Source organism: Altererythrobacter chaiwopuensis, from assembly GCF_054957755.1.
This window is the reverse complement of the sequence record NZ_JBTXJG010000001.1, coordinates 229,032-252,950: the sequence shown is the minus strand read 5'-3', so window position 1 is coordinate 252,950 and position 23,919 is coordinate 229,032. Positions and strand designations below refer to the sequence as shown.

The 23,919-nt window shown below is 61.2% G+C and carries 19 protein-coding genes; 9 read left to right on the top strand and 10 right to left on the bottom strand.

Features of this window, described 5'->3' with window-relative positions:
• Positions 1-117 precede the first annotated feature (117 nt).
• Entirely contained in the window at positions 118-2,394 is a 2,277-nt protein-coding gene (locus ACX2DJ_RS01305; RefSeq protein ID WP_462570533.1) for a DUF305 domain-containing protein, read from the top strand.
• 84 nt (positions 2,395-2,478) lie between these two features.
• Here the strand turns inward: ACX2DJ_RS01305 and groL are convergent, their stop codons facing one another.
• The 8 genes from groL to ACX2DJ_RS01265 form a co-directional block, all read right to left on the bottom strand.
• Complete coding sequence (gene groL / locus ACX2DJ_RS01300) at positions 2,479-4,131, bottom strand: chaperonin GroEL (RefSeq protein WP_462570532.1); 1,653 nt, start codon at positions 4,129-4,131, stop codon at positions 2,479-2,481.
• Between the two features lie 53 nt (positions 4,132-4,184).
• On the bottom strand, positions 4,185-4,472 hold the full coding sequence (gene groES, locus ACX2DJ_RS01295; RefSeq protein WP_462570531.1) for a co-chaperone GroES: 288 nt from the start codon (positions 4,470-4,472) through the stop codon (positions 4,185-4,187).
• Between the two features lie 146 nt (positions 4,473-4,618).
• Complete coding sequence (locus ACX2DJ_RS01290; protein ID WP_462570530.1) at positions 4,619-6,025, bottom strand: MATE family efflux transporter; 1,407 nt, start codon at positions 6,023-6,025, stop codon at positions 4,619-4,621.
• Between the two features lie 212 nt (positions 6,026-6,237).
• Entirely contained in the window at positions 6,238-6,612 is a 375-nt protein-coding gene (gene rplL, locus ACX2DJ_RS01285) for a 50S ribosomal protein L7/L12 (protein WP_462570529.1), read from the bottom strand.
• Between the two features lie 80 nt (positions 6,613-6,692).
• Positions 6,693-7,208: a 50S ribosomal protein L10 gene (rplJ, locus tag ACX2DJ_RS01280; RefSeq protein ID WP_462570528.1), complete on the bottom strand. Its 516-nt coding sequence runs from the start codon at positions 7,206-7,208 to the stop codon at positions 6,693-6,695.
• A gap of 316 nt (positions 7,209-7,524) precedes the next feature.
• Positions 7,525-7,767, bottom strand: coding sequence for a helix-turn-helix domain-containing protein (locus ACX2DJ_RS01275; protein WP_462570526.1), 243 nt, complete (start codon positions 7,765-7,767; stop codon positions 7,525-7,527).
• Positions 7,767-8,309: a DUF2975 domain-containing protein gene (locus tag ACX2DJ_RS01270; protein ID WP_462570525.1), complete on the bottom strand. Its 543-nt coding sequence runs from the start codon at positions 8,307-8,309 to the stop codon at positions 7,767-7,769. Before ACX2DJ_RS01270 ends, ACX2DJ_RS01275 begins: the two co-directional genes overlap by 1 nt.
• A gap of 28 nt (positions 8,310-8,337) precedes the next feature.
• On the bottom strand, positions 8,338-8,466 hold the full coding sequence (locus ACX2DJ_RS01265; protein WP_462570524.1) for a hypothetical protein: 129 nt from the start codon (positions 8,464-8,466) through the stop codon (positions 8,338-8,340).
• 401 nt (positions 8,467-8,867) lie between these two features.
• On the opposite strand from ACX2DJ_RS01265, the gene rpoB reads away from it, so the two are divergent.
• From rpoB to ACX2DJ_RS01245, 4 genes are all read left to right on the top strand, one after another.
• Positions 8,868-13,046, top strand: coding sequence for a DNA-directed RNA polymerase subunit beta (gene rpoB, locus ACX2DJ_RS01260; RefSeq protein ID WP_462570523.1), 4,179 nt, complete (start codon positions 8,868-8,870; stop codon positions 13,044-13,046).
• 64 nt (positions 13,047-13,110) lie between these two features.
• Complete coding sequence (rpoC, locus tag ACX2DJ_RS01255) at positions 13,111-17,412, top strand: DNA-directed RNA polymerase subunit beta' (protein WP_462570522.1); 4,302 nt, start codon at positions 13,111-13,113, stop codon at positions 17,410-17,412.
• Between the two features lie 99 nt (positions 17,413-17,511).
• On the top strand, positions 17,512-18,876 hold the full coding sequence (locus ACX2DJ_RS01250; protein WP_462570521.1) for a glutamate--tRNA ligase: 1,365 nt from the start codon (positions 17,512-17,514) through the stop codon (positions 18,874-18,876).
• A 126-nt stretch (positions 18,877-19,002) separates the two neighbouring features.
• Positions 19,003-19,302 (top strand): PilZ domain-containing protein, encoded by a 300-nt coding sequence (locus ACX2DJ_RS01245; RefSeq protein WP_462570520.1) that lies wholly within the window; start codon positions 19,003-19,005, stop codon positions 19,300-19,302.
• A 400-nt stretch (positions 19,303-19,702) separates the two neighbouring features.
• Here ACX2DJ_RS01245 and pyk read toward each other — a convergent pair whose 3' ends face one another.
• On the bottom strand, positions 19,703-21,172 hold the full coding sequence (pyk, locus tag ACX2DJ_RS01240; RefSeq protein WP_462570519.1) for a pyruvate kinase: 1,470 nt from the start codon (positions 21,170-21,172) through the stop codon (positions 19,703-19,705).
• Positions 21,173-21,220: 48 nt separating this feature from the next.
• Between pyk and ACX2DJ_RS01235 the strand changes: the two genes are divergently transcribed.
• The 4 genes from ACX2DJ_RS01235 (at position 21,221) to ACX2DJ_RS01220 (ending at position 23,226) form a co-directional block, all read left to right on the top strand.
• Entirely contained in the window at positions 21,221-21,541 is a 321-nt protein-coding gene (locus ACX2DJ_RS01235; protein ID WP_462570518.1) for a DUF1244 domain-containing protein, read from the top strand.
• 101 nt (positions 21,542-21,642) lie between these two features.
• Positions 21,643-21,879 (top strand): DUF2312 domain-containing protein, encoded by a 237-nt coding sequence (locus ACX2DJ_RS01230; RefSeq protein ID WP_203111360.1) that lies wholly within the window; start codon positions 21,643-21,645, stop codon positions 21,877-21,879.
• A gap of 13 nt (positions 21,880-21,892) precedes the next feature.
• Positions 21,893-22,240: a heavy metal-binding domain-containing protein gene (locus ACX2DJ_RS01225; protein ID WP_354143856.1), complete on the top strand. Its 348-nt coding sequence runs from the start codon at positions 21,893-21,895 to the stop codon at positions 22,238-22,240.
• Between the two features lie 113 nt (positions 22,241-22,353).
• Positions 22,354-23,226 (top strand): alpha/beta fold hydrolase, encoded by an 873-nt coding sequence (locus tag ACX2DJ_RS01220; protein WP_462570517.1) that lies wholly within the window; start codon positions 22,354-22,356, stop codon positions 23,224-23,226.
• On the opposite strand, the gene ACX2DJ_RS01215 is transcribed toward ACX2DJ_RS01220, so the two are convergent.
• The gene (locus tag ACX2DJ_RS01215; protein ID WP_462570516.1) at positions 23,223-23,840 is read right to left on the bottom strand and encodes a CPBP family glutamic-type intramembrane protease; all 618 of its coding nucleotides are present in this window, start codon (positions 23,838-23,840) and stop codon (positions 23,223-23,225) included. The genes ACX2DJ_RS01220 and ACX2DJ_RS01215 overlap by 4 nt on opposite strands.
• Between the last annotated feature and the right edge of the window lie 79 nt (positions 23,841-23,919).

Here is a 23,919-nt window from a genome sequence, read left to right as displayed (position 1 = left end):
GTTCGGGTCGTTCGTCGATCATTATAGCGGTTTTGCAGCATAGCGGAGAATTGCGCTTGACCTTGAATCCCGACTTGGCAGGACTGCACGCCATCTTTTGACGTGATGGGACAGGACATGATTTCAACTACCTCCTTCGTTCGGCGGCGCGGGGTCGCGCTTCTGGCTGCCGGGCTGCTTGCCGGAACTTCCACTGCTGCGATCGCGCAGGAGGTGCCGATTGTATTGCCCGGCGCACCGGGCGAGGTGCCCAAGGTTATCGACGCGGCACAAGCGATCAGGTTGGCGAACACCAGCTTTGCGCCGGGCGATGTGATGTTCATGCAGGGCATGATCGTGCACCACCAGCAGGCAGTCGACATGGCGCAGCTGGTTGAAAGGCGCACCAACAACCCGGACATCGTCGCGCTGGCGGGACGGATCAACGCCAGCCAGGCCGATGAGATGAAATTCATGCGCGAGTGGCTCGAGGCGCGGGGCGAACCGCTGGAAATGGCCGGTATGGACCACTCCCAGCACAAGATGATGGGGATGGCGAGCCCGGCGCAGATGGCGGAGCTGGCTGCATCCAGCGGTACCGGTTTCGACCGGCTGTTTCTGCAGTTGATGATCGTGCACCATCGCGGCGCACTCGACATGGTCGATGACCTGCTGGAGGCCCCCGGCACTGCCTATGATCCGGTGATGTTCCAGTTCACCAATGATGTGGTCAATGACCAGACTACCGAGATCGACCGGATGAACGGGTTACTGGCCGGTCTTTCAACCGATCCGCGCGCCACGCTGGCAGCAGGCTTCCACGATGCGGGTGAGGCGATCAGCAATCTTCGCCATGTTGTTGCCCTGCCAAAGCCGGTCGGCTTCTTTGACCCGGCCAATCCGGCAGGGCTGCAGCCGCTCAAGCCGAAGAAGGACGAAGCGAAAACCGATGCAGCCGATCCGCATGCCGGCCACGTGATGCCTGCCAAGGAGCAGGCAGCCGAAGGCGCCCCGCCTGCCGATCCGCGCGATCCCGAGGCGGAAGAGGACAAGCCGCAATTCGGCGAGCGCGGCTCGCTGCTCGATTTCGCCAATACCGACATGGCCTTTGCCGGCGACCTGCTGGTGACGGGCAATTATCATGGTTTCAATGCCTATCGCCTGGGCCAGGACGGGGTGCCGCAATTGGTGAGCTCGATCGTCTGTCCGGGCGGGCAGGGTGACGTCTCGATCGTCGGCAAACTGCTGGTGATGAGCGTCGAGGAACAGCGTGGCCGGGTCGATTGCGGGCTCAAGGGCACCGAAGGTCGGGTCGATGGCACGCGTTTCCGCGGGCTGCGCATCTTCGATATTTCGGACATTACCCGCCCCTACCAGGTCGGCCAGGTGCAGACCTGCCGCGGCAGTCACACGCATTCGGTGGTCAGCAGCGACAGCAAGCGGATCGTGGTCTATAATTCCGGGACTTCCTCTGTTCGCGACGCTGAGGAACTCGAAGGGTGTTACAACACGGCTGGCGATGAAACCGCGCTGTTCAGCATCGATGTGATCGAAATTCCCGTTGCCAACCCAGCTGCCGCACGGATTGTCGACAGCCCGCGCGTTTTCGCCCGCGATGGCAAGATCGCCGGCCTGTGGCGCGGCGGCGATCACGGCGAAGGCACGCAGGAGACCAGCGTCACCAACCAGTGCCACGACATCACGGTTTTTCCCGCAATGAAGCTGGCCGCAGGTGCGTGTTCGGGCAATGGCATCATTCTCGACATTTCCGACCCGCTGGCTCCCAAGCGGATCGACGATGTGACCGACAAGGGCTTCGCCTACTGGCATTCGGCCACCTTCAACAATGACGGCACCACGGTCCTGTTCACCGATGAATGGGGCGGCGGTGGCCGTCCGCGTTGCCAGGCGGGCGATCCGCTAAGCTGGGGCGCCAATGCCTTTTACGGCATCGAAGATGGCAAGCTGGTCTATCGCGGCACCTACAAGCTGCCCGCGCCGCAGACCGACAAGGAAAACTGCGTTGCGCATAACGGCTCGATCATCCCCGTCCCGGGGCGCGATATCTTCGTCCAGGCCTGGTATCAGGGCGGCATCTCGGTGATCGACTTCACTGATCCGGCCAACATCAAGGAAATCGCCTATTTCGACCGCGGGCCGGTCGACAAGGAGCAGATGGTCGTGGGGGGCTATTGGTCAGCCTATTGGTACAAGGGCCGGATCTACGCGACCGAGATCACGCGCGGGCTTGATGTGTTCGCTCTGGAACCGAGCGAATTCCTGACGAGGGAGGAAATCACCGCAGCTGAAGGCGCGATTCATCCCGGCGATGAGTTCAACCCGCAGACGCAAACCCAGGTAACCTGGCCTGAGGAGCTTGCCGCAGCAGCAGTGGCAAGCCGCAAGGGCGGCTGAACCGGGCCACTGCTAACAAAAGGAAAGGCCCGGCCGGATCGCTCCAGCCGGGCCTCTCTTTTTGGCATTTTATGGCGCAGCGGCTTAGAAGCCCATTCCGCCCATTCCGCCCATGCCGCCCATATCGGGCATGCCGCCGCCACCGGCGGATTTATCTTCGGGGAACTCCGCGATCGCCGCTTCCGTGGTGATCAGCAGGCCGGCAACCGAAGCTGCATCCTGCAGAGCGATGCGAACGACCTTGGTCGGATCGATCACCCCGGCTGCCACCAGGTTTTCATAGGTGTCAGTTGCCGCGTTGAAACCCTGGGTTTCGTCATTCTCGCGCAGCAGATTGCCTGACACCACTGCGCCGTCATGGCCGGCGTTTTCAGCGATCTGGCGGATCGGAGCCAGGATTGCCTGACGTACGATGTCGATACCGCGGGTCTGGTCATCGTTTGCGCCCTTGACGCCTTCCAGCGCCTTGGTGGCATAGAGCAGCGCAGTACCGCCGCCAGGAACAATGCCTTCTTCCACCGCAGCGCGGGTCGCATGGAGAGCGTCATCGACGCGGTCCTTGCGTTCCTTCACTTCAACTTCCGAAGCGCCGCCAACCTTGATTACGGCAACGCCGCCAGCCAGCTTGGCCAGGCGTTCCTGCAGCTTTTCCTTGTCGTAATCGCTGGAGGTGGTTTCGATCTGCGCGCGGATCTGCTCGACCCGTGCCTTGATCTCGCCAGCATCGCCCGCACCATCGACGATGGTGGTGTTGTCCTTGTCGATGGTGATCCGCTTGGCTTCGCCCAGCATGCCCAGGGTTACGCTTTCGAGCTTGATGCCGAGGTCTTCGCTGATCATCTCGCCCTTGGTCAGGATCGAGATATCCTGCAGCATCGCCTTGCGGCGATCGCCGAAGCCGGGAGCCTTGACCGCTGCAACCTTGAGGCCGCCGCGCAGCTTGTTGACCACCAGAGTGGCCAGCGCTTCGCCTTCGATGTCTTCGGCGATGATCAGCAGCGGACGTCCCGCCTGCACCACGGCTTCCAGCACCGGCAGCATCGGCTGCAGGTTCGAGAGCTTCTTTTCGTGGATCAGGATATAGGGGTTGTCGAGCTCGACCGTCATCTTTTCCGGGTTGGTGATGAAGTAGGGGCTCAGATAACCACGGTCGAACTGCATGCCTTCCACAACATCGAGTTCAAACTCGAGGCCCTTGGCCTCCTCGACGGTGATCACGCCTTCCTTGCCGACCTTTTCCATCGCTTCGGCGATCTTCTCGCCAACTTCGCGATCGCCATTGGCCGAAATGATGCCAACCTGCGCAATTTCGTTCGAGCCGGATACTTCCTTCGAACGGCCCTTGAGGTTCTCAACGATCTTGTCGACCGCAAGGTCGATGCCGCGCTTGAGGTCCATCGGGTTCATGCCCGCGGCAACCGATTTCATGCCCTCGCGCACGATGGCCTGGCCCAGCACCGTGGCGGTGGTGGTGCCGTCACCGGCAAGGTCATTGGTCTTCGAAGCCACTTCGCGCAGCATCTGCGCACCCATGTTTTCGAACTTGTCCTTGAGCTCGATTTCCTTGGCGACGGTAACGCCGTCCTTGGTGATGCGCGGAGCGCCGAAGCTCTTGTCGATCACGACGTTGCGACCCTTGGGGCCGAGCGTGACCTTCACGGCGTTTGCGAGCGTATCAACGCCCTTCAGGATGCGTTCGCGTGCGTCACGCGAGAACTTTACGTCCTTGGCAGCCATTGTTGTTTCTCCTGGAATTGATGTGTTAGAGAGGATTTGAAGCGGTCAAAGGATCAGGAAATGATCCCCATGATGTCGCTTTCCTTCATGATCAGCAGCTCTTCACCATCGAGCTTGACCTCGGTGCCCGACCATTTTCCGAACAGGATGCGGTCTCCGGGCTTGACGTCGAGCGGGATGCGATCGCCATCGTCGTCACGGGTGCCTTCGCCGACGGCGACGATTTCGCCTTCGCTCGGCTTTTCCTTGGCGCTGTCGGGGATGATAATGCCGCCGGAGGTTTTTTCCTCGGCTTCGATGCGACGGACCAGTACGCGGTCGTGCAGCGGACGAAATGCCATCGGTATGACCTTTCTTGCTTGAGTGAATATCAGCATTGGCACTCTCACCTCGAGAGTGCCAGCGCGCCGCATTTGGGGATGCGCCGACCCCGAGTCAACAGGAGGCAATGGAATTTTTCTCGGGATCGCGGATTATGCGCGGGCCTTCAGCTCAGCCTTGAAGTCAGGCCCAACCTTTCGCGCAGCAGCCAGCGCCAGGTGAGCAGCGCTGCGGCGAAAACCAGGCCGGTCGCCAGCCCGATCCACACGCCGGTTCCCTGCAGGCCGGTGTAGAAGCCCAGCCAGATCGCCACGCCATAGCCCGGCACCCAATAGCTGAAGATCGCAATCAGCATGGGCATGCGGGTATCCTGAAGCCCCCTCAATGCGCCCGCAGCAACCGCCTGTATGCCGTCGAACAGCTGGAATGCTGCGGCGACCACCATATATTGCACGGCGAAGCCAACCATGGCGGCATTCATTGGCAGCGCCGGGTCAACATAGATGCGCAGCAGCAGTTCAGGCGCGAAGACCATCAACGCAGCGGTGAAGCACATGAAGCCCGCACCCATTGCCATGCCAACCCAGCCGGCGCGCCCGATTGCATTTCGATCGCCCGCACCAAAGTGATAGCCGACCCGGATTGTCACTGCCTGTCCCACCCCGAAAGGCACCTGGAATGCAAGTGCTGCCACCTGTAGTGCCACCGTATGTCCGGCCAGTTCGGATGCGCCGATCCGCCCCATCAGCAAGGCAGCGCCGCTGAACAGCCCCGCCTCGGCGATGATGATCACCATCACGGGCGAGCCCAGCACGATCAGATCGCGCAGCCGATCCCATTCCGGCCGCCACCAGTTGCCAAGGATATGGTAGCGCCGCATGCGGCGGTCCGCCCGGATCGCGACAAGATAGCTCGCCAGCACGAACAGCGAGGTGATCACGCTGGCCAGGGCCGAACCTTCCAGCCCCAGCGCCGGTGCGCCCAGATTGCCGAACACGAAAGCGTAATTGGCCAATATGTTTGCGCCCAGCGCTAGCCCGGTGATGGCGGTGGCGAAGACCGGGCGCCCAAGCGCGGAAACGAAATTGCGCAGCACGCTGGCGAAGATCATCGGCACCATCGCCCACATGATGATGCGCAGGAAATCGCCAGCCCGCGCCGCAAGGTGCGCGTCCTGCCCGCTGGCCAGCAGCAATTTTTCGCCGTGCCAGCACAGCGCCATGCCGACCAGGCCCGAGGCGAGCGCCAGCCACAGCGCCATGCGGACCGAGCGGCGCACCTCGCGAACCGCGTGGCGGCGGCGGCCCAGTTCCTCTGCGATCAGTGCGGCGACGATCCCGGTAAGGCCGGAGAAAGCCCACATCAGCAGGCCGAACAGCGCGATGCCGAGCGATGATGCGGCGAGTTCCACTTCGCCCAGCCGCGCGACGAAGATGACGTCGACCGCATGCACCAGCATCTGCAGCAGATTGGCGAGCGCCAGCGGCCAGGCCAGCCGGAACGTGGCGCCGATTTCGTCGCGCCAGCCTTCGCTGCTCAGCGGCAGGGGCTTCAGGGCATGTGCGTCGCTCATGGTTCGCGCGCTGCCCGATTCGCGCAGACAGCCGGACCGGATAGGCGCGGGCTTCAGGAGGGGAAAGTGCCTTGTGAGCCGAATTGCGGCAAGGCGCGCAACATGCGGCATCTGCGCCACACATTCTGCGCGGACATGCGAAAAGGGCGGCACCTTGCGGCACCGCCCTCCCATCTGCGAATGCTTCAAGACATCCGCAAAACTTGTGAAGCTTACTTGAGCTCGACGGTGCCGCCAGCTGCTTCGATCTTGGCCTTGATCTCTTCGGCTTCGGCCTTGTTGACGCCTTCCTTGACCGCAGCAGGAGCGCTTTCGACCAGGGTCTTGGCTTCAGTGAGGCCCAGGCCGGTGATGGCGCGAACTTCCTTGATCACCTGGATCTTCTTGCCACCGTCACCGGTCAGGATGACGTTGAATTCGGTCTGCTCTTCAGCAGCCGGTGCATCGCCGCCAGCGGCGGGGCCAGCCACGGCAACGGCAGCAGCGGCGCTAACGCCCCACTCTTCTTCCAGCGCCTTGGCAAGTTCAGCCGCCTCAAGGACGGTCAGCTTCGACAGTTCTTCAACAAGTTTGGCAATATCGGCCATGATGTATTACTCCAAAAAATCGGCTGGGGCGCCGGGCTATTCCCTTTGGCCCCGTGAAAAATCGTTGTGTGCGATGAACCTTATGCTGCTTCCTTGGCGCCGTAAGCACCAAAGACACGGGCCAGCTTGGCAGCCGGGGCATTGACGACCTGGGCGATTTTGGTCGCCGGGGCGTTGATGAGACCCACGAGCTTGCCGCGCAGTTCGTCGAGGCTCGGCATCGAGGCAAGCGCCTTGACCCCTGCTTCATCGAGCACCTGCGCACCCATCGAACCACCGACGATTTCCAGCTTGTCGTTCGACTTGGCGAATTCGACAGCAGCCTTGGCGGCTGCGACCGGGTCAGTTGACCAGGCCAGCGCGGTCGGGCCGTTGAGGAATTCCTCGAGCCCGGCGTAATCGGTGTCCTTCAGGGCGAGCTTGGCGAGACGGTTCTTCGCAACCTTGTAGGACGCACCTGCTTCCCGCATCTTCGCGCGCAAATCGGTGGACTGGGCCACCGACAGGCCGAGGTTGCGGGTGACAACCACCACGCCGACCTCGTTGAAGACCGAGTTAAGCTCAGCGACCGCATCGGCTTTTTGCGAACGATCCATGCCATACTCCTTCAATTTGACCGCGCAGGGATGGCTCCCCGCGCGACCGGCTACGTATGTCCATGTCGCAAAAGCAACATGGGCGAGTCCGTTGCGATGGGGAAGGAGGTGCGCCGAAGCGCGAGACGCTGCGCCACAGGCGCAGGCCAGAAAACTCTGTCCCCGTCTAGGCTGGAAATTAAGACCGGCCAATCCCGGTCACCAACTGTCTCGGACGGATGAACTGCGCGCAAAAAGAAGCCCGCCGTTCGGTGGCGGGCCTCTAAGGCATTTGGGGCGGCTGTCAAGCGAAACCGGGTCAGTCGCAGTGGCCGGGTCAATCGCTGTGGTAAGCGAGCAGGTCGCCCGGCTGGCAATGCAGCTCGCGGCAGATCGCCTCCAGTGTGGAGAAGCGTATCGCTCTCGCCTTGCCGGTCTTGAGGATCGAGAGATTGGCGAGGGTGAGGTTCACCCGTTCTGCCAACTCGGTCAACGTCATGCGCCGGTCGTGCAGTATGTCATCAAGCTTGACCACGATACGGGTTCCTTCCACGGTTTCGGGTGCGGTTTCAGCTGCCATCACACGGTCCCTTCCAGGTCTTCGCGCATCGCAGCGCCTTGCCGGAACACGCGGGCGAGGATGAACAGGATCAGCACCAGCAGTATGCCTTCGAGATTGAGGCCGAAGTCGCTGTCGACATGGACGTTCTCGATGTCCTTGGTGATCTCCGCGATCCACATCAGCAGCGCACCGACCGGGATCATCGCGACCTGGCCTGCCAGCGCGATCCAGCCCATCCGTGACAGCCGTTCGGCATTGATCGCAACAAACGGATCGCCGTCCTTCACGCTGCCCACGATGCGCAGCAGCAGGACGAGGAAATAGATCGCCAGCGCAAGGAAGGCTGCCACGGCCACGAGGATGACGAGCACGGCGCCCACCAGCTCCGGCCCGGCGGTGATGCCCTTGGCAGCCGCCTCGGTTATGATGCGGTCCTGGAATATGGCTGCGGCGGGGGTTCCGATCGCTACCGCGACCAGAGCAAGGCCCAGCACGCCGATGAAGAACCACAGCAGAATCTGGGCCGCCAGCAGGAGAGGGTCGCGTTTGATTGTGTCCATTGTCCGTTCCTTTGTGTTGCTGCCCGGATCAGGCGAGGATCGGGGCGACGAGCGTGACAGTCTCTGCCGGGGGGACGGTCACGAGCTGGATCATGCTGGCGGCCACGATCAGCACGGCGGCGATGGCAGCGAAGGTTTGAGTGGCAAAACGGGTCATTTATCGATCTCCTTGATATCCAATATCGATAGTCAATAAGGTGATTCGCTCTTATTGTCAATCGATAATATCGAAAAACGATATGTACCTGATCGAGAAGCGGAAAGTGCCGCTGGGGCAGCCGCATTGTTTGACAGTGCTGGCGACCTTTCCTATATGCCCGCCAACCGCACGCTTCGAGCAAGACCGATTCATGCGCGGGGATTGGTCTCAAGGATGGAAGCGGCGGGTTCCATATTCGCGGGCGGTCATAGTGCTGCAGCAGCGCGCCAGAAAAGGCGCGTCAATCGCTGCGGCCTTTTCGCGTCCCGGATCAGGAATCACCCTACGCGTGACCGATCGAGTTCACGGCAGCTGGCGCAACAGCGTTCGGCGCAACAATTAAAGAGGCGATCCTCTCCATGGCGAGCAAGGCGAAGACCCCCAAGGTTTCGGGTACTGCGAAGAAGCGTATCCGCAAGATTTTCGGCGACATCCACGAAGTTGTTCAGATGCCGAACCTGATCGAGGTTCAGCGCGAGAGCTATGAACAGTTCCTGCGTTCGAACAAGGAAATCGATTACGTTTCCGGCCTTGAGAAAACGCTGCGCAGCGTTTTCCCGATCCGTGATTTCGCTGGCACCGCCGAGCTCGATTTCGTCCACTACGTGCTGGAAGAGCCCAAATACGACACCACCGAGTGCCGTCAGCGCGGCATTACCTATGCCGCCCCGATGAAGGTGACGCTGCGACTGATCGTGTTCGAAGTCGACCAGGAAACCGAGACCCGCAGCGTGCTCGATATCAAGGAGCAGGATGTCTACATGGGCGATATGCCGCTCATGACCGACAACGGCACCTTCATCATCAACGGCACGGAACGCGTGATCGTGAGCCAGATGCACCGTTCGCCGGGTGTGCTGTTCGATCACGATCGCGGCAAGACCCATTCATCGGGCAAGCTGCTGTTCGCCGCCCGGGTGATCCCCTATCGCGGTTCGTGGCTTGATTTCGAATTCGACGCCAAGGATATCGTCAACGTCCGTATCGACCGCAAGCGCAAGCTGCCGGTAACAGCGTTGCTTTATGCGCTGGGCCTCGACAGCGAAGCGATCCTGCATCACTTCTATGCCACGATCACCTGGAAGCGGGCATCGGGCAAGACCGGCGAAGGCTGGACCATTCCGTTTGTTGCCGAACAGTGGCGCGGGCAGAAGCCGGCTTTTGCGCTGGTTGACGCGAAGACCGGCGAGGAAATGTTCCCCGCCGGCCAGAAGATCAGCCCGCGCGCAGCGAACAAGGCCGAAAAGGATGGCCTCAAGGAGCTGCTGCTCCCGACTGAGGAAATCGTCAGCCATTATGCTGCAAACGACCTGATCGATGAGAAGACCGGCCGCATCTATATTGAAGCCGGTGACGAGCTTACGCTTGAACACATCGAAGCCTTTGATGCTGCCGGGATCGACCAGATCGACCTGCTCGACATCGATGAAATCAACACCGGCCCGTGGATCCGCAACACGCTGAAGGCGGACAAGGCCGAAAACCGCGACGAAGGCCTTGAGGCAATCTACAAGGTGATGCGTCCGGGCGAACCGCCGACGAAGGAAACTGCAGAGGCGCTGTTCGAGGGCCTGTTCTTCGACGCTGAGCGCTATGATCTTTCCGCAGTTGGCCGCGTGAAGCTCAACATGCGCCTTGGCCTCGATGCCGAAGACACTGTCACCACGCTGCGCAAGGAAGACATCCTGGCGGTGGTCAAGGAACTGGTTGGCCTCAAGGACGGCAAGGGCGAAGTCGATGACATCGACAACCTTGGCAACCGCCGCGTCCGCTCGGTTGGCGAATTGCTGGAAAACCAGTACCGGGTCGGCCTGCTGCGCATGGAACGCGCGGTCAAGGAACGCATGAGCTCGGTCGACGTCAGCACCGTCATGCCGAACGATCTCATCAACGCCAAGCCCGCGGTTGCCGCAGTGCGCGAGTTCTTCGGTTCCAGCCAGCTTTCGCAGTTCATGGACCAGACCAACCCGCTTTCGGAAGTCACCCACAAGCGCCGTGTTTCGGCGCTTGGCCCGGGCGGCCTCACCCGCGAACGCGCCGGTTTCGAAGTGCGCGACGTTCATCCGACGCACTATGGCCGCATCTGCCCGATCGAAACGCCGGAAGGCCCGAATATCGGCCTGATCAATTCGCTCGCAAGCTTCAGCCGCGTCAACAAGTACGGGTTTATCGAAACCCCGTATCGCAAGATTGCCGATGGCAAGGTCACCAGCGAGGTGATCTACCTTTCGGCAATGGAAGAACAGCGCCACACCGTGGCCCAGGCTTCGGCTGAACTGAACGAAGACGGCAGCTTCACCGAAGAGTTCGTTTCTGCACGCCAGAACGGCGATTACTTCATGGCGCCGCGCGAACAGATCACGCTGATGGACGTTTCGCCCAAGCAGCTGGTGTCGGTCGCCGCATCGCTGATCCCCTTCCTGGAAAACGATGACGCCAACCGCGCCCTGATGGGCTCGAACATGCAGCGCCAGGCGGTGCCGCTGGTTCGTGCCGAGGCACCATTTGTCGGCACCGGCATGGAAGAAACCGTGGCGCGCGATTCGGGCGCGGCGATCACCGCCACGCGCGGCGGTATCGTTGACCAGGTCGACGCCACCCGCATCGTGATCCGTGCGATCGGCGATGTCGAACCCGGCCAGTCGGGCGTCGACATTTACTCGCTGCAGAAGTTCCAGCGCTCCAACCAGTCAACCTGCATCAACCAGCGTCCGCTGGTGAAGGTGGGTGACGTGCTCGAAGTTGGCGACATCATTGCAGACGGGCCTTCGACCGATCTGGGCGAATTGGCGCTGGGCAAGAACAGCCTCGTCGCCTTCATGCCGTGGAACGGCTACAATTATGAAGACTCGATCCTGATCTCCGAGCGTATCGTCAAGGATGACGTGTTCACCTCGATCCATATCGAGGAATTCGAAGTGATGGCCCGGGACACCAAGCTGGGCCCGGAAGATATCACCCGCGACATTCCCAATGTTGGCGAGGAGGCGCTGCGCAACCTCGATGAGGCGGGCATCGTCTATATCGGTGCTGAAGTGCATCCGGGCGATATCCTGGTCGGCAAGATCACGCCCAAGGGTGAAAGCCCGATGACACCCGAAGAAAAGCTGCTGCGCGCGATCTTCGGCGAAAAGGCCAGTGACGTGCGCGACACTTCGCTCCGTCTGCCGCCGGGCACCTCGGGCACCATCGTCGACGTGCGGATATTCAACCGCCACGGTATCGAGATCGACGACCGTACGCGCGCGATCCAGCACGAGGAAATCGAGCGCCTGCGCAAGGACAGCCAGGATGAACGCGCTATCCTCAACCGTGCAACCTACAATCGCCTGCGCGACATGCTGATCGGCCAGACCGCCTCGGCAGCGCCCAAGGGCATCAAGAAGGGTACGGTGATTGACGAAGAACTGCTCGATTCGATCGAACGCTTCGAATGGTTCAAGTTTGCAGTGGCTGACGACAATCGCCAGGCGCAGATTGAAGCGGTCAAGAGTCAGTATGACGAGGCCGTGAAGGGCATCGAAGACAAGTTCGAGGACCGTAAGGAAAAACTCGAGCGCGGCGACGAACTGGCTCCGGGCGTGCTCAAGATGGTCAAGGTGTTCGTGGCCATCAAGCGCAAGCTGCAGACCGGCGACAAGATGGCTGGGCGTCATGGTAACAAGGGCATCATCAGCCGTGTGCTGCCGATCGAGGACATGCCGTTCATGGAAGACGGCACCCCGGTTGACATGGTGCTCAATCCGCTTGGCGTGCCTTCGCGCATGAACGTTGGACAGATCTTCGAAACGCATCTGGGCATGGCCGCGCGCGGCCTTGGCCAGCAGGTGGCCGCAGCGCTGGAGGAATGGCGTGCGGCCAATCCCGATGCCAGTGCAGGGCGCCCGCCCGAAGTGGTGCGCGAAAAGCTCGTCGAGATTTACGGCGATGTTTATGCCGACGAGGTGCGCAGACGCAGCGACGAGGAGATCTTCGAACTGGCTGGTAATCTGGTGACTGGCGTCCCCATGGGTACGCCGGTGTTCGACGGCGCCCGCGAAGCTGACGTTTCGGCCATGCTTGAAAAGGCCAACCTGCCGACATCCGGCCAGGTCACGCTGTTCGATGGCCGTACCGGCGATGCGTTCGACCGCAAGGTGACTGTGGGCTGCATGTACATGCTCAAACTCCACCACCTGGTCGATGACAAGATCCATGCCCGCTCGATCGGCCCCTATTCGCTCGTCACCCAGCAACCGCTGGGCGGCAAGGCGCAATTCGGTGGCCAGCGCTTCGGCGAAATGGAAGTCTGGGCGCTGCAGGCATACGGCGCGGCCTACACCTTGCAGGAAATGCTGACGGTGAAGTCTGACGACGTGGTCGGCCGGACCAAGGTCTACGAAGCGATCGTCAAGGGCGATGACACCTTTGAGGCCGGCATTCCGGAAAGCTTCAACGTGCTCGTCAAGGAAATGCGCAGCCTGGGTCTCAATGTCGAACTCAAATCGCTTGGCGAAGATGAGGACGGCGAGAACGAATGGCCGGAGGCGGCGGAATAACGCGTCGGGCCGCAAGGCCCGACCGCAAACCGCCCCGAGATTTCACCCGTATGGGATTTGAAAAATGAACGAACTGACCAAATTCACCAACCACCTGGCCAAGCCGGAAACCTTCGACCAGATCCAGATCGGCATTGCCTCTCCCGAGCGCATCCGCAGCTGGTCGTTCGGCGAGATCAAGAAGCCGGAAACCATCAACTACCGCACGTTCAAGCCCGAGCGTGACGGACTGTTCTGCGCGCGCATCTTCGGCCCGGTGAAGGATTACGAGTGCCTGTGCGGCAAGTACAAGCGCATGAAGTACAAGGGCGTTGTGTGCGAAAAATGCGGCGTGGAAGTGACCGTGACCAAGGTCCGCCGCGAACGCATGGGCCACATCGAACTGGCGGCGCCGGTTGCGCATATCTGGTTCCTCAAGTCGCTGCCTTCGCGCATCGGCCTGCTGCTCGACATGCAGCTCAAGCAGCTCGAACGCGTGCTCTATTTCGAGCATTATGTGGTGATCGAGCCGGGCCTGACTCCGCTCGAAAAATTCCAGCTGCTGACCGAAGACGAGCTGCTTGAATATCAGGACGAATTTGGCGAAGACGCCTTCAGCGCCGGGATCGGCGCGGAAGCGGTCAAGATCATGCTGATGGATCTCGATCTTGAAAAAGAGCGCGAAGATCTGCTGGAAGATCTCGCCACCACCAAGTCCGCGCTCAAGCCCAAGAAGATCATCAAGCGGCTGAAGGTTGTCGAAAGCTTCATCGAATCGGGCAACCGCCCCGAATGGATGATCCTGGAAGTAATTCCGGTCATTCCGCCCGAGCTGCGCCCGCTGGTGCCGCTGGACGGTGGCCGCTTCGCGACCTCGGACCTCAACGATCTCTATCGCCGCGTGATCAACCGCAACAACCGCTTGAAGCGCCTGATCGAGCTGCGCGCGCCTGACATCATCGTGCGCAACGAAAAGCGCATGCTGCAGGAAGCCGTCGATGCGCTGTTCGACAACGGCCGCCGCGGCCGCGTGATCACCGGCGCCAACAAGCGCCCGCTCAAGTCACTGTCTGACATGCTCAAGGGCAAGCAGGGCCGCTTCCGCCAGAACCTGCTCGGCAAGCGCGTCGACTATTCGGGCCGTTCGGTCATCGTGACCGGCCCCGAACTCAAGCTGCACCAGTGCGGCCTGCCCAAGAAGATGGCGCTCGAACTGTTCAAGCCGTTCATCTACGCCCGGCTCGATGCCAAGGGCCTGTCGATGACGCTGAAGCAGGCCAAGAAGTGGGTCGAGAAGGAACGCAAGGAAGTCTGGGACATCCTCGACGAGGTGATCCGCGAACATCCTGTGCTGCTCAACCGCGCGCCCACGCTTCACCGCCTTGGCATCCAGGCGTTCGAGCCGGTACTGATCGAGGGCAAGGCAATCCAGCTGCACCCGCTGGTCTGCGCCGCCTTCAACGCGGACTTTGACGGTGACCAGATGGCCGTGCACGTCCCGCTGAGCCTTGAGGCGCAGCTGGAAGCGCGCGTGCTGATGATGAGCACCAACAACATCCTCTCGCCTGCCAACGGCAAGCCGATCATCGTGCCTTCGCAGGACATGGTGCTGGGCCTCTATTACCTGTCGATGGAACGGCAGGAGAAGACGCCCGAATATATCGAGGAGAAGGACGGCACCCGGATCGAGAAGCTGCCGCGTTACTCCGACATGGCCGAAGTGCACCAGGCGCTGGAAGTGAAGTCTGTTACGCTGCACACGCGGATCATCGCCCGCGTTCCGCAGGCCAATGAAGACGGCAAGGTGGAGATGAAACGCTTTGTCACCACGCCTGGCCGGATGCTGATCGGCGAATGCCTGCCCAAGAACCACAAGGTTCCCTTCGACATCGTCAACCGCCTTCTCACCAAGAAGGACATCGGCGACGTGATCGACGAGGTCTATCGCCACACCGGCCAGAAGGACACGGTGCTGTTCGCTGACGCGATCATGGTGCTGGGTTTCCGCTATGCATTCCGCGCCGGTATTTCCTTCGGCAAGGATGACATGATCATCCCGCACGAAAAGGTGGCGCTGGTCGATCAGACCAAGGCGCTGGTCACCGATTACGAGCAGCAATATCAGGACGGCCTGATCACCCAGCAGGAAAAATACAACAAGGTGATCGACGCCTGGAGCCGTTGCGGCGATCAGGTGGCCGATGCGATGATGGAGAAGATCAAGGCGCAGCCGATCGGTGACGACGGCAAGGAAGCCCAGATCAACTCGATCTACATGATGAGCCACTCCGGTGCGCGTGGTTCGCCAGCGCAGATGAAGCAGCTTGCAGGTATGCGCGGGTTGATGGCCAAGCCTTCGGGCGAGATCATCGAAACCCCGATCATCTCGAACTTCAAGGAAGGCCTGACCGTCCTTGAATACTTCAACTCTACCCACGGCGCCCGCAAGGGCCTGGCCGATACCGCGCTCAAGACGGCGAATTCGGGTTACCTGACCCGCCGCCTGGTGGACGTATCGCAGGACTGCGTGATCGTGGAAGAGGACTGCAAGACCGAGAACGCGCTGGAAATGCGCGCAATCGTGCAGGGCGGCTCGGTCATCGCTTCGCTCGGCGAGCGCATCCTGGGCCGTACCGTGGCCGAGGATCTCGTCAACGCCAAGACCGGCGAAGTGGTCGTCAAGGCGGGTACGCTGCTCGACGAACCCATGGTCAAGGCGATCGAAGATGCGGAAGTGCAGTCGGCCAAGATCCGCAGCCCGCTGATCTGCGAAGCGGGCCAGGGCGTTTGCGCGACCTGCTATGGCCGCGACCTTGCCCGCGGCACACCGGTGAACATCGGCGAAGCCGTTGGCGTGATCGCGGCGCAGTCGATCGGCGAGCCGGGCACTCAGCTGACCATGCGGACGTTCCATATCGGCGGTGCTGCGCAGATCAACGAGACTTCGCACCTTGAAGCCATTTCGGACGGCAGGGTCGAGTATCGCGACATGCCGACGATCACGGACAAAAAGGGGCGTATCCTCTCGCTCGCCCGCAATGGCGAGATCGCGGTGATCGACAAGGAAGGCCGCGAGCGTGAAATCCACAAGGTGCCTTACGGAACCGTGTTGATGCATCAGGATGGCGCGAATGTTAAGGAAGGTGACCGCCTGGCTGAATGGGATCCGTTCACTCTGCCGATCATCACCGAACAGTCAGGTGTGGTGCGCTATCAGGATCTGGTTGAAGGCACGACCCTGGAAGAACGCACTGACGAAGCGACTGGCATCGCCCAGCGGGTCGTCACCGAAAACCGCGCCACCGGTCGCAAGCGGAAGGAAGACCTGCGTCCCCGCCTGACCTTGCTTGGCGAAGAAGGTGGCAAGAAGGGCGAGGAAACCGAGGCCGCGCGCTATATGCTGGCCCCAGGCGCTACGCTTTCGGTTCAGGATGGCCAGACGGTTGCGGCTGGCGACATCCTTGCCCGTGCTTCTCGCGAAGCTGCCAAGACGCGCGACATCACTGGCGGTCTGCCGCGCGTTGCCGAGCTGTTCGAAGCGCGTATGCCAAAGGATGTTTCGGTGATTGCCAAGATCTCTGGCAAGATCGAATTTGTCCGCGAATACAAGGCCAAGCGCAAGATCGCGATTGTTCCGGAAGAGGGAGATCGGGTCGAGTATCTGATTCCGAAGACCAAGGTGATCGACGTTCAGGAAGGCGATTTCGTGAAGAAGGGCGATACGCTGATTTCCGGCTCGCCCAATCCGCACGACATCCTGGAAGTGCTCGGCGTGGAAGCGCTGGCTGAATATCTCGTCGACGAGATTCAGGAAGTCTACCGGTTGCAGGGCGTGAAGATCAACGACAAGCACATCGAGGTGATCGTTCGCCAGATGCTGCAAAAGGTTGAGATCACCGATGGCGGCGATACCGTGCTGCTGCCGGGCGAACAGGTCGACCTTGAAGAAATGTTCGAAGCGAATGCCAAGCTGGGCAAGGGCAAGGCTCCGGCCCAGGGCAAGCCGATCCTGCTCGGCATTACTAAGGCATCGCTGCAGACGCGCAGCTTCATTTCGGCCGCTTCGTTCCAGGAAACCACCCGCGTGCTGACGCAGGCGGCGGTCGAAGGGAAGAAGGACTCGCTGATCGGTCTGAAGGAAAACGTGATCGTAGGCCGTCTGATCCCCGCAGGGACGGGCGCCGGCATGAACCGCATGCGCGTTATCGCTTCAAGCCGTGACGCGGCGCTCCGCGCGCAGTGGAAGAAGCAACAGGATGCACTGGCTGCAGCCAGCGCGCCCGCGCCCCAGGCTGAGCCAGAGCCCGCAGCCGACGCCATCCCTTCGGAAGAAGCGATGAAGGCGGCGATGGGTGCTTCGTCCGCCGCCGCCGAGTCGAGCGAATAATCGCCGCGCCCATACCGGGCTGAACAACCTTGGCCCCGCCGGAGTTTGTGCTCTGGCGGGGCTTCGCTTTTGTGCCAACTGGCGCTAACGGCCAATGCCATGACAACCACCACGCGTTTTGCCCCTTCGCCCACGGGCCGCCTTCACGTCGGCAATATCCGCACCGCGCTCCATAACTGGATGCTGGCGAAGCAGAGCGGCGGGCGCTTCCTGCTGCGGATCGACGATACCGATGCCGAAAGATCGCGCGAGGAATATGTCGAGGCAATCAGGGCTGACCTCGCCTGGCTGGGGCTGGAACCTGACGGTGAGGAACGCCAGTCGCTGCGGCTGGCGCATTACGAGGCAGCCTTCGAAGCGTTGAAGGCTGCCGGGCGGGTCTATCCAGCCTATGAGACCGCGCAGGAGCTGGAGCTCAGGCGCAAGGTTCTTCTGGGGCGGGGCCTGCCGCCGATATACGATCGCGCGGCGCTCAAATTGACCGATGCGGAGCGAGCGGCGAAAGAAGCCGAGGGCATTCTTCCGCACTGGCGCTTCCTGCTCGACCATGCAGAGCCGATCGCATGGGAAGATGGAATTCGTGGGCCGCAGAAATTCGATCCGTCCACACTCTCCGATCCTGTGATTAGAAGGGCCGACGGATCTTGGCTCTATATGCTTCCAAGCGCGGTCGACGATATCGAAATGGGCATCACGCACGTGCTGCGCGGCGAAGACCATGTTTCCAACACTGCTGTTCAAGTTCAGATGTTTACCGCACTTCATGCTGCAGGTTTTGTTGCAGCATCCGATGCAGCAGGCCCGCATCCCGCATTCGCGCATGAGGCGTTGTTGATGGGCAAGGAAGGCAAATTGTCGAAGCGCCTCGGATCGCTTGGCTGCGATGCGTTCCGCGAGAAAGGCATTGAGCCTGAAGCGCTGATTGCACTGCTTGCGCGGCTGGGAACTTCGCTTGCCGTGGAGCCGATTGCCGACCGGGCGGCGCTGATCGAAAGCTTCGACCTGGCGACTTTCGGGCGCGCGCCGGCCCGATTTGACGATGCCGAGCTTGAGCGGATCAACAAGGCGATCATCCACCAACTCGATTTCGTCGAGGTAAAGGACCGCCTGCCTGCAGGGATGGATGAGGCAGGTTGGCACGCGATCCGGCCCAATTTGGCGACAGTGGCCGAGGCTGGTGAATGGTGGCGGCTGGTCACCGGGCCGATCGACCGGATCGAATTCGGCGCTGAAGACCGCGCCTATATGGCTGAGGCGGCGCAAACGCTCGAATGGAGCGATGACCCCTGGCACACACTCACAGCCGCGTTGAAGGACAAGACCGGCCGCAAGGGAAAGCCGCTGTTCCTGCCGCTGCGCCAGGCGCTTACGGGCATGGACCACGGGCCGGATATGGCCGAGCTGCTGCCTTTGATCGGCGAGGCAGAGGCGCGGGCGCGGCTGGAAAGGGCCGCCCACAGCTGATTGAACCCTGCGGCAAACTGCGTAACCGCGAATTAACCAGTTTCCTCCACCAGAAATCCGCCATGCTCGTAACGGGACTGGCAAGCCTGCCGCGTTACTGATGGGCAAGCACGTTGGGGAACAGGCATGGATTTGCAGACAGAGCGCAGACAGAACGAACGCTTTGCGGCGCGTTACAATGCCGAAGTGCGCTATCGCTCGGGCTTGAAGCTTCAGTTGCCGGTGCTGGATATCAGCGTGGGGGGCTGCATGGTGGATGCACGTTCATGGTCGATCCGCCCCGGGGAACTGGTTGCAGTCAAACTACCCGGCCTTGGCTACCAGCCCGCCGAAGTTGTGTGGATCGAGGATCAGCGCGCCGGGATCGTGTTCGAAGAACCGCTTTACGGGCCGACGTTGGAACATCTCAACCAGCTCGCGGCTTGACGCTTGCAAGGGCAAACCGTTGTTCTTGCCGCTGCGCCAGGCGCTTACGGGCATGGACCGCGGGCCGGATATGAGTGACTCTTTTTACAACACCCTCCCTCTCAGCCTCGGCAAGGCCCTCGGCAAATAACTTCTTCATGCTACAAAGATTACCCAGTCTGCGAGCGTCCGTAATGGGCGACGATATGCCGCCGGCAAACAGAAGCGGTCTATCGGGGGTGAAAGGGGCTAAAGCACGCCCATAAATCTGAGCACCAGTACGATCACCACGATGGTTACAATGAGTCCCAGGATACCCCGCACTAGACGATTCCTTTCCAAACTTTGAGTGAGCAAACGCACTCGGAAATCAACGCCCATGCTTAAAGTTTGTTCCGGCTCGGCGAAGGCGGCCCGGGCTCTACCCCCCATGCTTCTCCAGCTCGTCACCCGCCAGGGTCACGACATGCAGCAGGTTCGTGCTCCCCGGCGTCCCGAACGGCACACCCGCCAGCGCGATCAGCTTGCTGCCGGCCGTACCAAATCCATGGCGCAGGGCCATCCGCTTGCCCTTCGCAATCATCTCTTCGAAGCTGCCGATATCCTTGGTCATCACCGCGTGCGCGCCCCACAAGAGCGCCATGCGCCGGGCGGTGCGCTGTGAAGGGGTGAGCACCAGCATCGGTACGCCGGGCCGCTCGCGCGCCACACGCCGCGCGGTCGAGCCGGAGGATGTGAAAACATTGATCGCGCTGATTGCAACGGTGTCAGCGATGGTCATGCAGGCGTGTGCCAGCGCGTCAGATGTGGTTGCATCGGGGGGTGTCGCAAGGAACCGGACTCGCGCCTTGTAACCTTCGTCGCGCTCGACCTGCACCGCGATCTTGTCCATGATCGACACCGCCTCTTCCGGCCATTCGCCCGCTGCCGTTTCGGCGCTGAGCATCACCGCATCGGCGCCGTCATAGACCGCATTGGCGACATCGGACACTTCGGCGCGTGTTGGCGTGGGGCTTTCGATCATCGATTCGAGCATCTGCGTCGCGACGATCACCGGCTTGCCTGCCGTGCGCGCGGCGTTGACGATGCGTTTCTGAAGCGGCGGAACCTCATAGGGCTCCAGCTCGACGCCCAGATCGCCGCGCGCCACCATGATGCCGTCCGATTGCTCGATGATCTCGGTCAGCCGCCGAACCGCCATCGGCTTTTCGATCTTGGCGCAGAGCGCGGCCTTGCCGCCGATCAGCTTGCGCGCTTCGGCCAGATCTTCAGGGCGTTGCACGAAGCTCAGGCCCACCCAGTCAACGCCTTGCTCGATAGCGAAAGCAAGATCGCGGCGGTCCTTTTCGGTCAGTGCCGGGATCGGCACTTCGGCATCGGGCACATTCACGCCTTTGCGGTCGGATATCACGCCGCCGACTTCAGCCGAACAAAGGATCTCGTCTGCGCTCGCCTTGATCACCTTCAGCCGGATCTTGCCGTCATTGATCAGCAGCCGCTGGCCCTTTTCCAGAATTCCGAACAGTTCGGGATGGGGCAGGCAGACCCGCGTTTCATCGCCCGGCTCGGGATTGCGGTCGAGCGTGAAGTGGCCCGAATGGCGGATCACCGCTTGCCCCTCCTTGAACGTGCCCACGCGCAACTTGGGCCCCTGCAGGTCAGCCAGGATCGCGATCGGGCGGCTGAATTCCTTTTCCAGCGCCCGGATCGCCCGGATCGCCTCGCCGTGCACCGTGTGCTCGCCGTGGCTCATATTGACGCGAAAGGCGTCGGCCCCGGCCTTGAGCAGGCGGCGCAGCATCTCGGGCGAACGACTGGCTGGGCCGATAGTGGCGAGAATCTTGACCTTGCGGTTACGCGGATCGAGCCGGTTGAGTGAGGGCTTGGACATGGCAAACTGCTATGGCACAGCTATATTGCAAGACAAGGAATAGTAACCATGGATACGAATGCGCCCATTACCTCTGGCGATGCGCTTGATCAGCTGGACGATGCGGTGGCCGCCGCTGCCTTCCGTCGGCTGGTCCGGCATCTGCGCCATCGCCACGACGCGCAGAACATCGAACTGATGGGGCTAGCGGGCTTTTGCCGCAATTGCCTGGCAGACTGGATCCGTGATGCGGGATATGCAGGTGACAAGGCTGCGGCGCGAGAGTTGGTTCATGGCATGCGACAAGACGAGTGGAAGGCGACGAGGCAAAGCCCCGCGACCGCCGAACAGCTTGCTGCGATGGAAGCAAGTCTGAAAAAGAACCAGTAAGCGAAAAATAAGGTGGATTGATCCAGGGGCGGGTTCACGCCGCCCCGGTCGCTGGCTATCGCTCGTCCAACCGATTCTCATTCCAATGGAGACAGAACCAGATGGCTGAAGCCACCGATGACCGCCTGCGCCTTTTGATTGAACGCATTGAACGCCTCGAGGAAGAAAAGAAGGGCATCGCCGACGATATTCGTGATGTCTATGCCGAAGCCAAGGCGGTAGGTTATGACGCCAAGATCATGCGCCAGATCGTGCGCCTGCGGAAGATGAAGCCTGATGATCGGGCCGAAATGGAAATGGTGCTCGACACCTACAAGGCCGCGCTCGGCCTCGGTTAAGGAGAGAAGGACAATGGCAGGACCCTGGAAAGACGCACGCGGGATTATCGTCACCACCACACCCACGATCGAAGGGCAGCCAATCCAGCAGTATCTCGGCATCGTCACCGGCGAGGTGATCGTCGGTGCCAATATCTTCCGCGATCTTTTCGCCAATATCCGCGACATCGTGGGCGGCCGTTCGGGTAGCTATGAGCGCATCCTGGCCGAGGCGCGCGAACAGGCGATCCAGGAACTGCAGGCCGAATGCGGCGCGCGCGGCGGCAATGCCGTGGTCGGCGTCGATCTCGATTATGAAGTGATCGGCGATACCGGCTCGATGCTGATGGTTTCGGCCAGTGGAACAGCGGTCAGAATCTAGCCGTCTGAAACCGCATGGCGGCGGGGCACCGGCTTGCTGTGCAATTGGGTAATTGTGATACCGGGCGGCGGGTTTTACGCGCGGTCATCTGTTGACCGCTGCAAGGGGCTTTCATGGCCGATCAGGACCCGTTCGAATTTCGCCCCGCGCGCTTCACCGCTTCGGATGGGCTAGTGCTGGCCGGCGATGTTGGTGGGCCGGATGTTGCGCCGCTTGTTTTGCTGATGCATGGCGGCGGGCAGACCCGGCACAGCTGGGCAGGCGCCATGCGCGCGCTCGTCGCGGCAGGATACCGTGTGGTCAATCTGGATGCCCGTGGCCATGGCGAAAGCGAGTGGTCACCGACACAGGCCTATTCGATCCATGACCGGATTAAGGATATTCATGCCATTGTCGACGGGCATGACGGGCCATACGCGCTGGTTGGCGCATCGATGGGCGGGCTCACCTCCATTCATGCGATCGGTGAAGGGGCCTCGCCCGCTGCGCTGGTGCTGGTCGACATCGTCACCGACATGGAACCGGCAGGGGTAGAGCGCATCGTCGGCTTCATGAATGCGCACCACGCAGGATTTGCCTCACTGGATGAGGCGGCAGACGCGGTGGCAGCCTATTACCCTGAGCGCCCGCGGCCAGAAGATCCGAGCGGTTTGATGAAGAACCTGCGCCTGCGCGGCAATGGCCGGCTCTATTGGCACTGGGATCCGGTAATGTTCGGAGTTGAAGATCCGAGCAAGTTCCACGATCCCCTGCAGCGTTCAACCATGAGGCTGGGCGAACGGCCGGATGTGCCGGTGCTGGTCGTGCGCGGCAAGCTGTCCGATATGGTGTCTGATGCCAGCATCGCAGCTTTCCGCGCCAAGGTGCCGCATGCCGAAAGCGTGGATGTGGGCGACGCGGGCCATATGGTGGCAGGCGACAGGAACGATGCCTTCAATGCTGCGGTCATCGCCTTTCTTGAGCGGAGCATGCCCGTCTCGGGCTAGCCGCCAAAAGCGCTCGCCAGCGCCACAACACCCAGGATCAGCCCGTTGTGCGCGGCATGGAGCAACACGCAGCTCCACAGCCCGTAATGGACCCGCAAATAGGCCAGGATCGTGCCCAGCACGAATTGCGGAAGTACGAGTGGCAGCAGGATAGCGAGGCTGCCCTCTTCGTAATTCAGGAGGTGGATCGAAGCGAAGGCGAAAGTGCTGAGCCAGAAGATGATCGGGAAGATGGCGCGGAACCAGCCAAGTGCAGGCCGGTTCCGTAGCAACAGGATTGCCAGGAAGGCAAGCAATGCGGTGGCCACCAGCACAGCCAGATATTGTCCCTGGTCACGGGCAGCAAAGGAGAGAGTGACTGCTGTTCCCCCGCTTAGCATAACCAGAAATGCCAGCAGATGGCCGGGCCGTCCCGACAGCCAGCCACGAAACAGGATTTCTTCGGCAAGAGGCGCGGCGATAACCACCATAAGGGCCAGTCGCAGATCGATCTCGAAGCCGGACAACGCCGTTTGGGGCAGGTTTACGCCAACCATCAGGGCCAGCAAGGCGACAGAAACCAGCACCAGCATGATACCCAGATCAAGCACCAGCATGCGGAGAACCGCTTTCAAACTCCCGAATCCGAATGGAGCGGTTTGTTCGGGAAGTGCCGGGAGTTTAACGAAGGCCAAATAGCTCGCCCATTCCGCT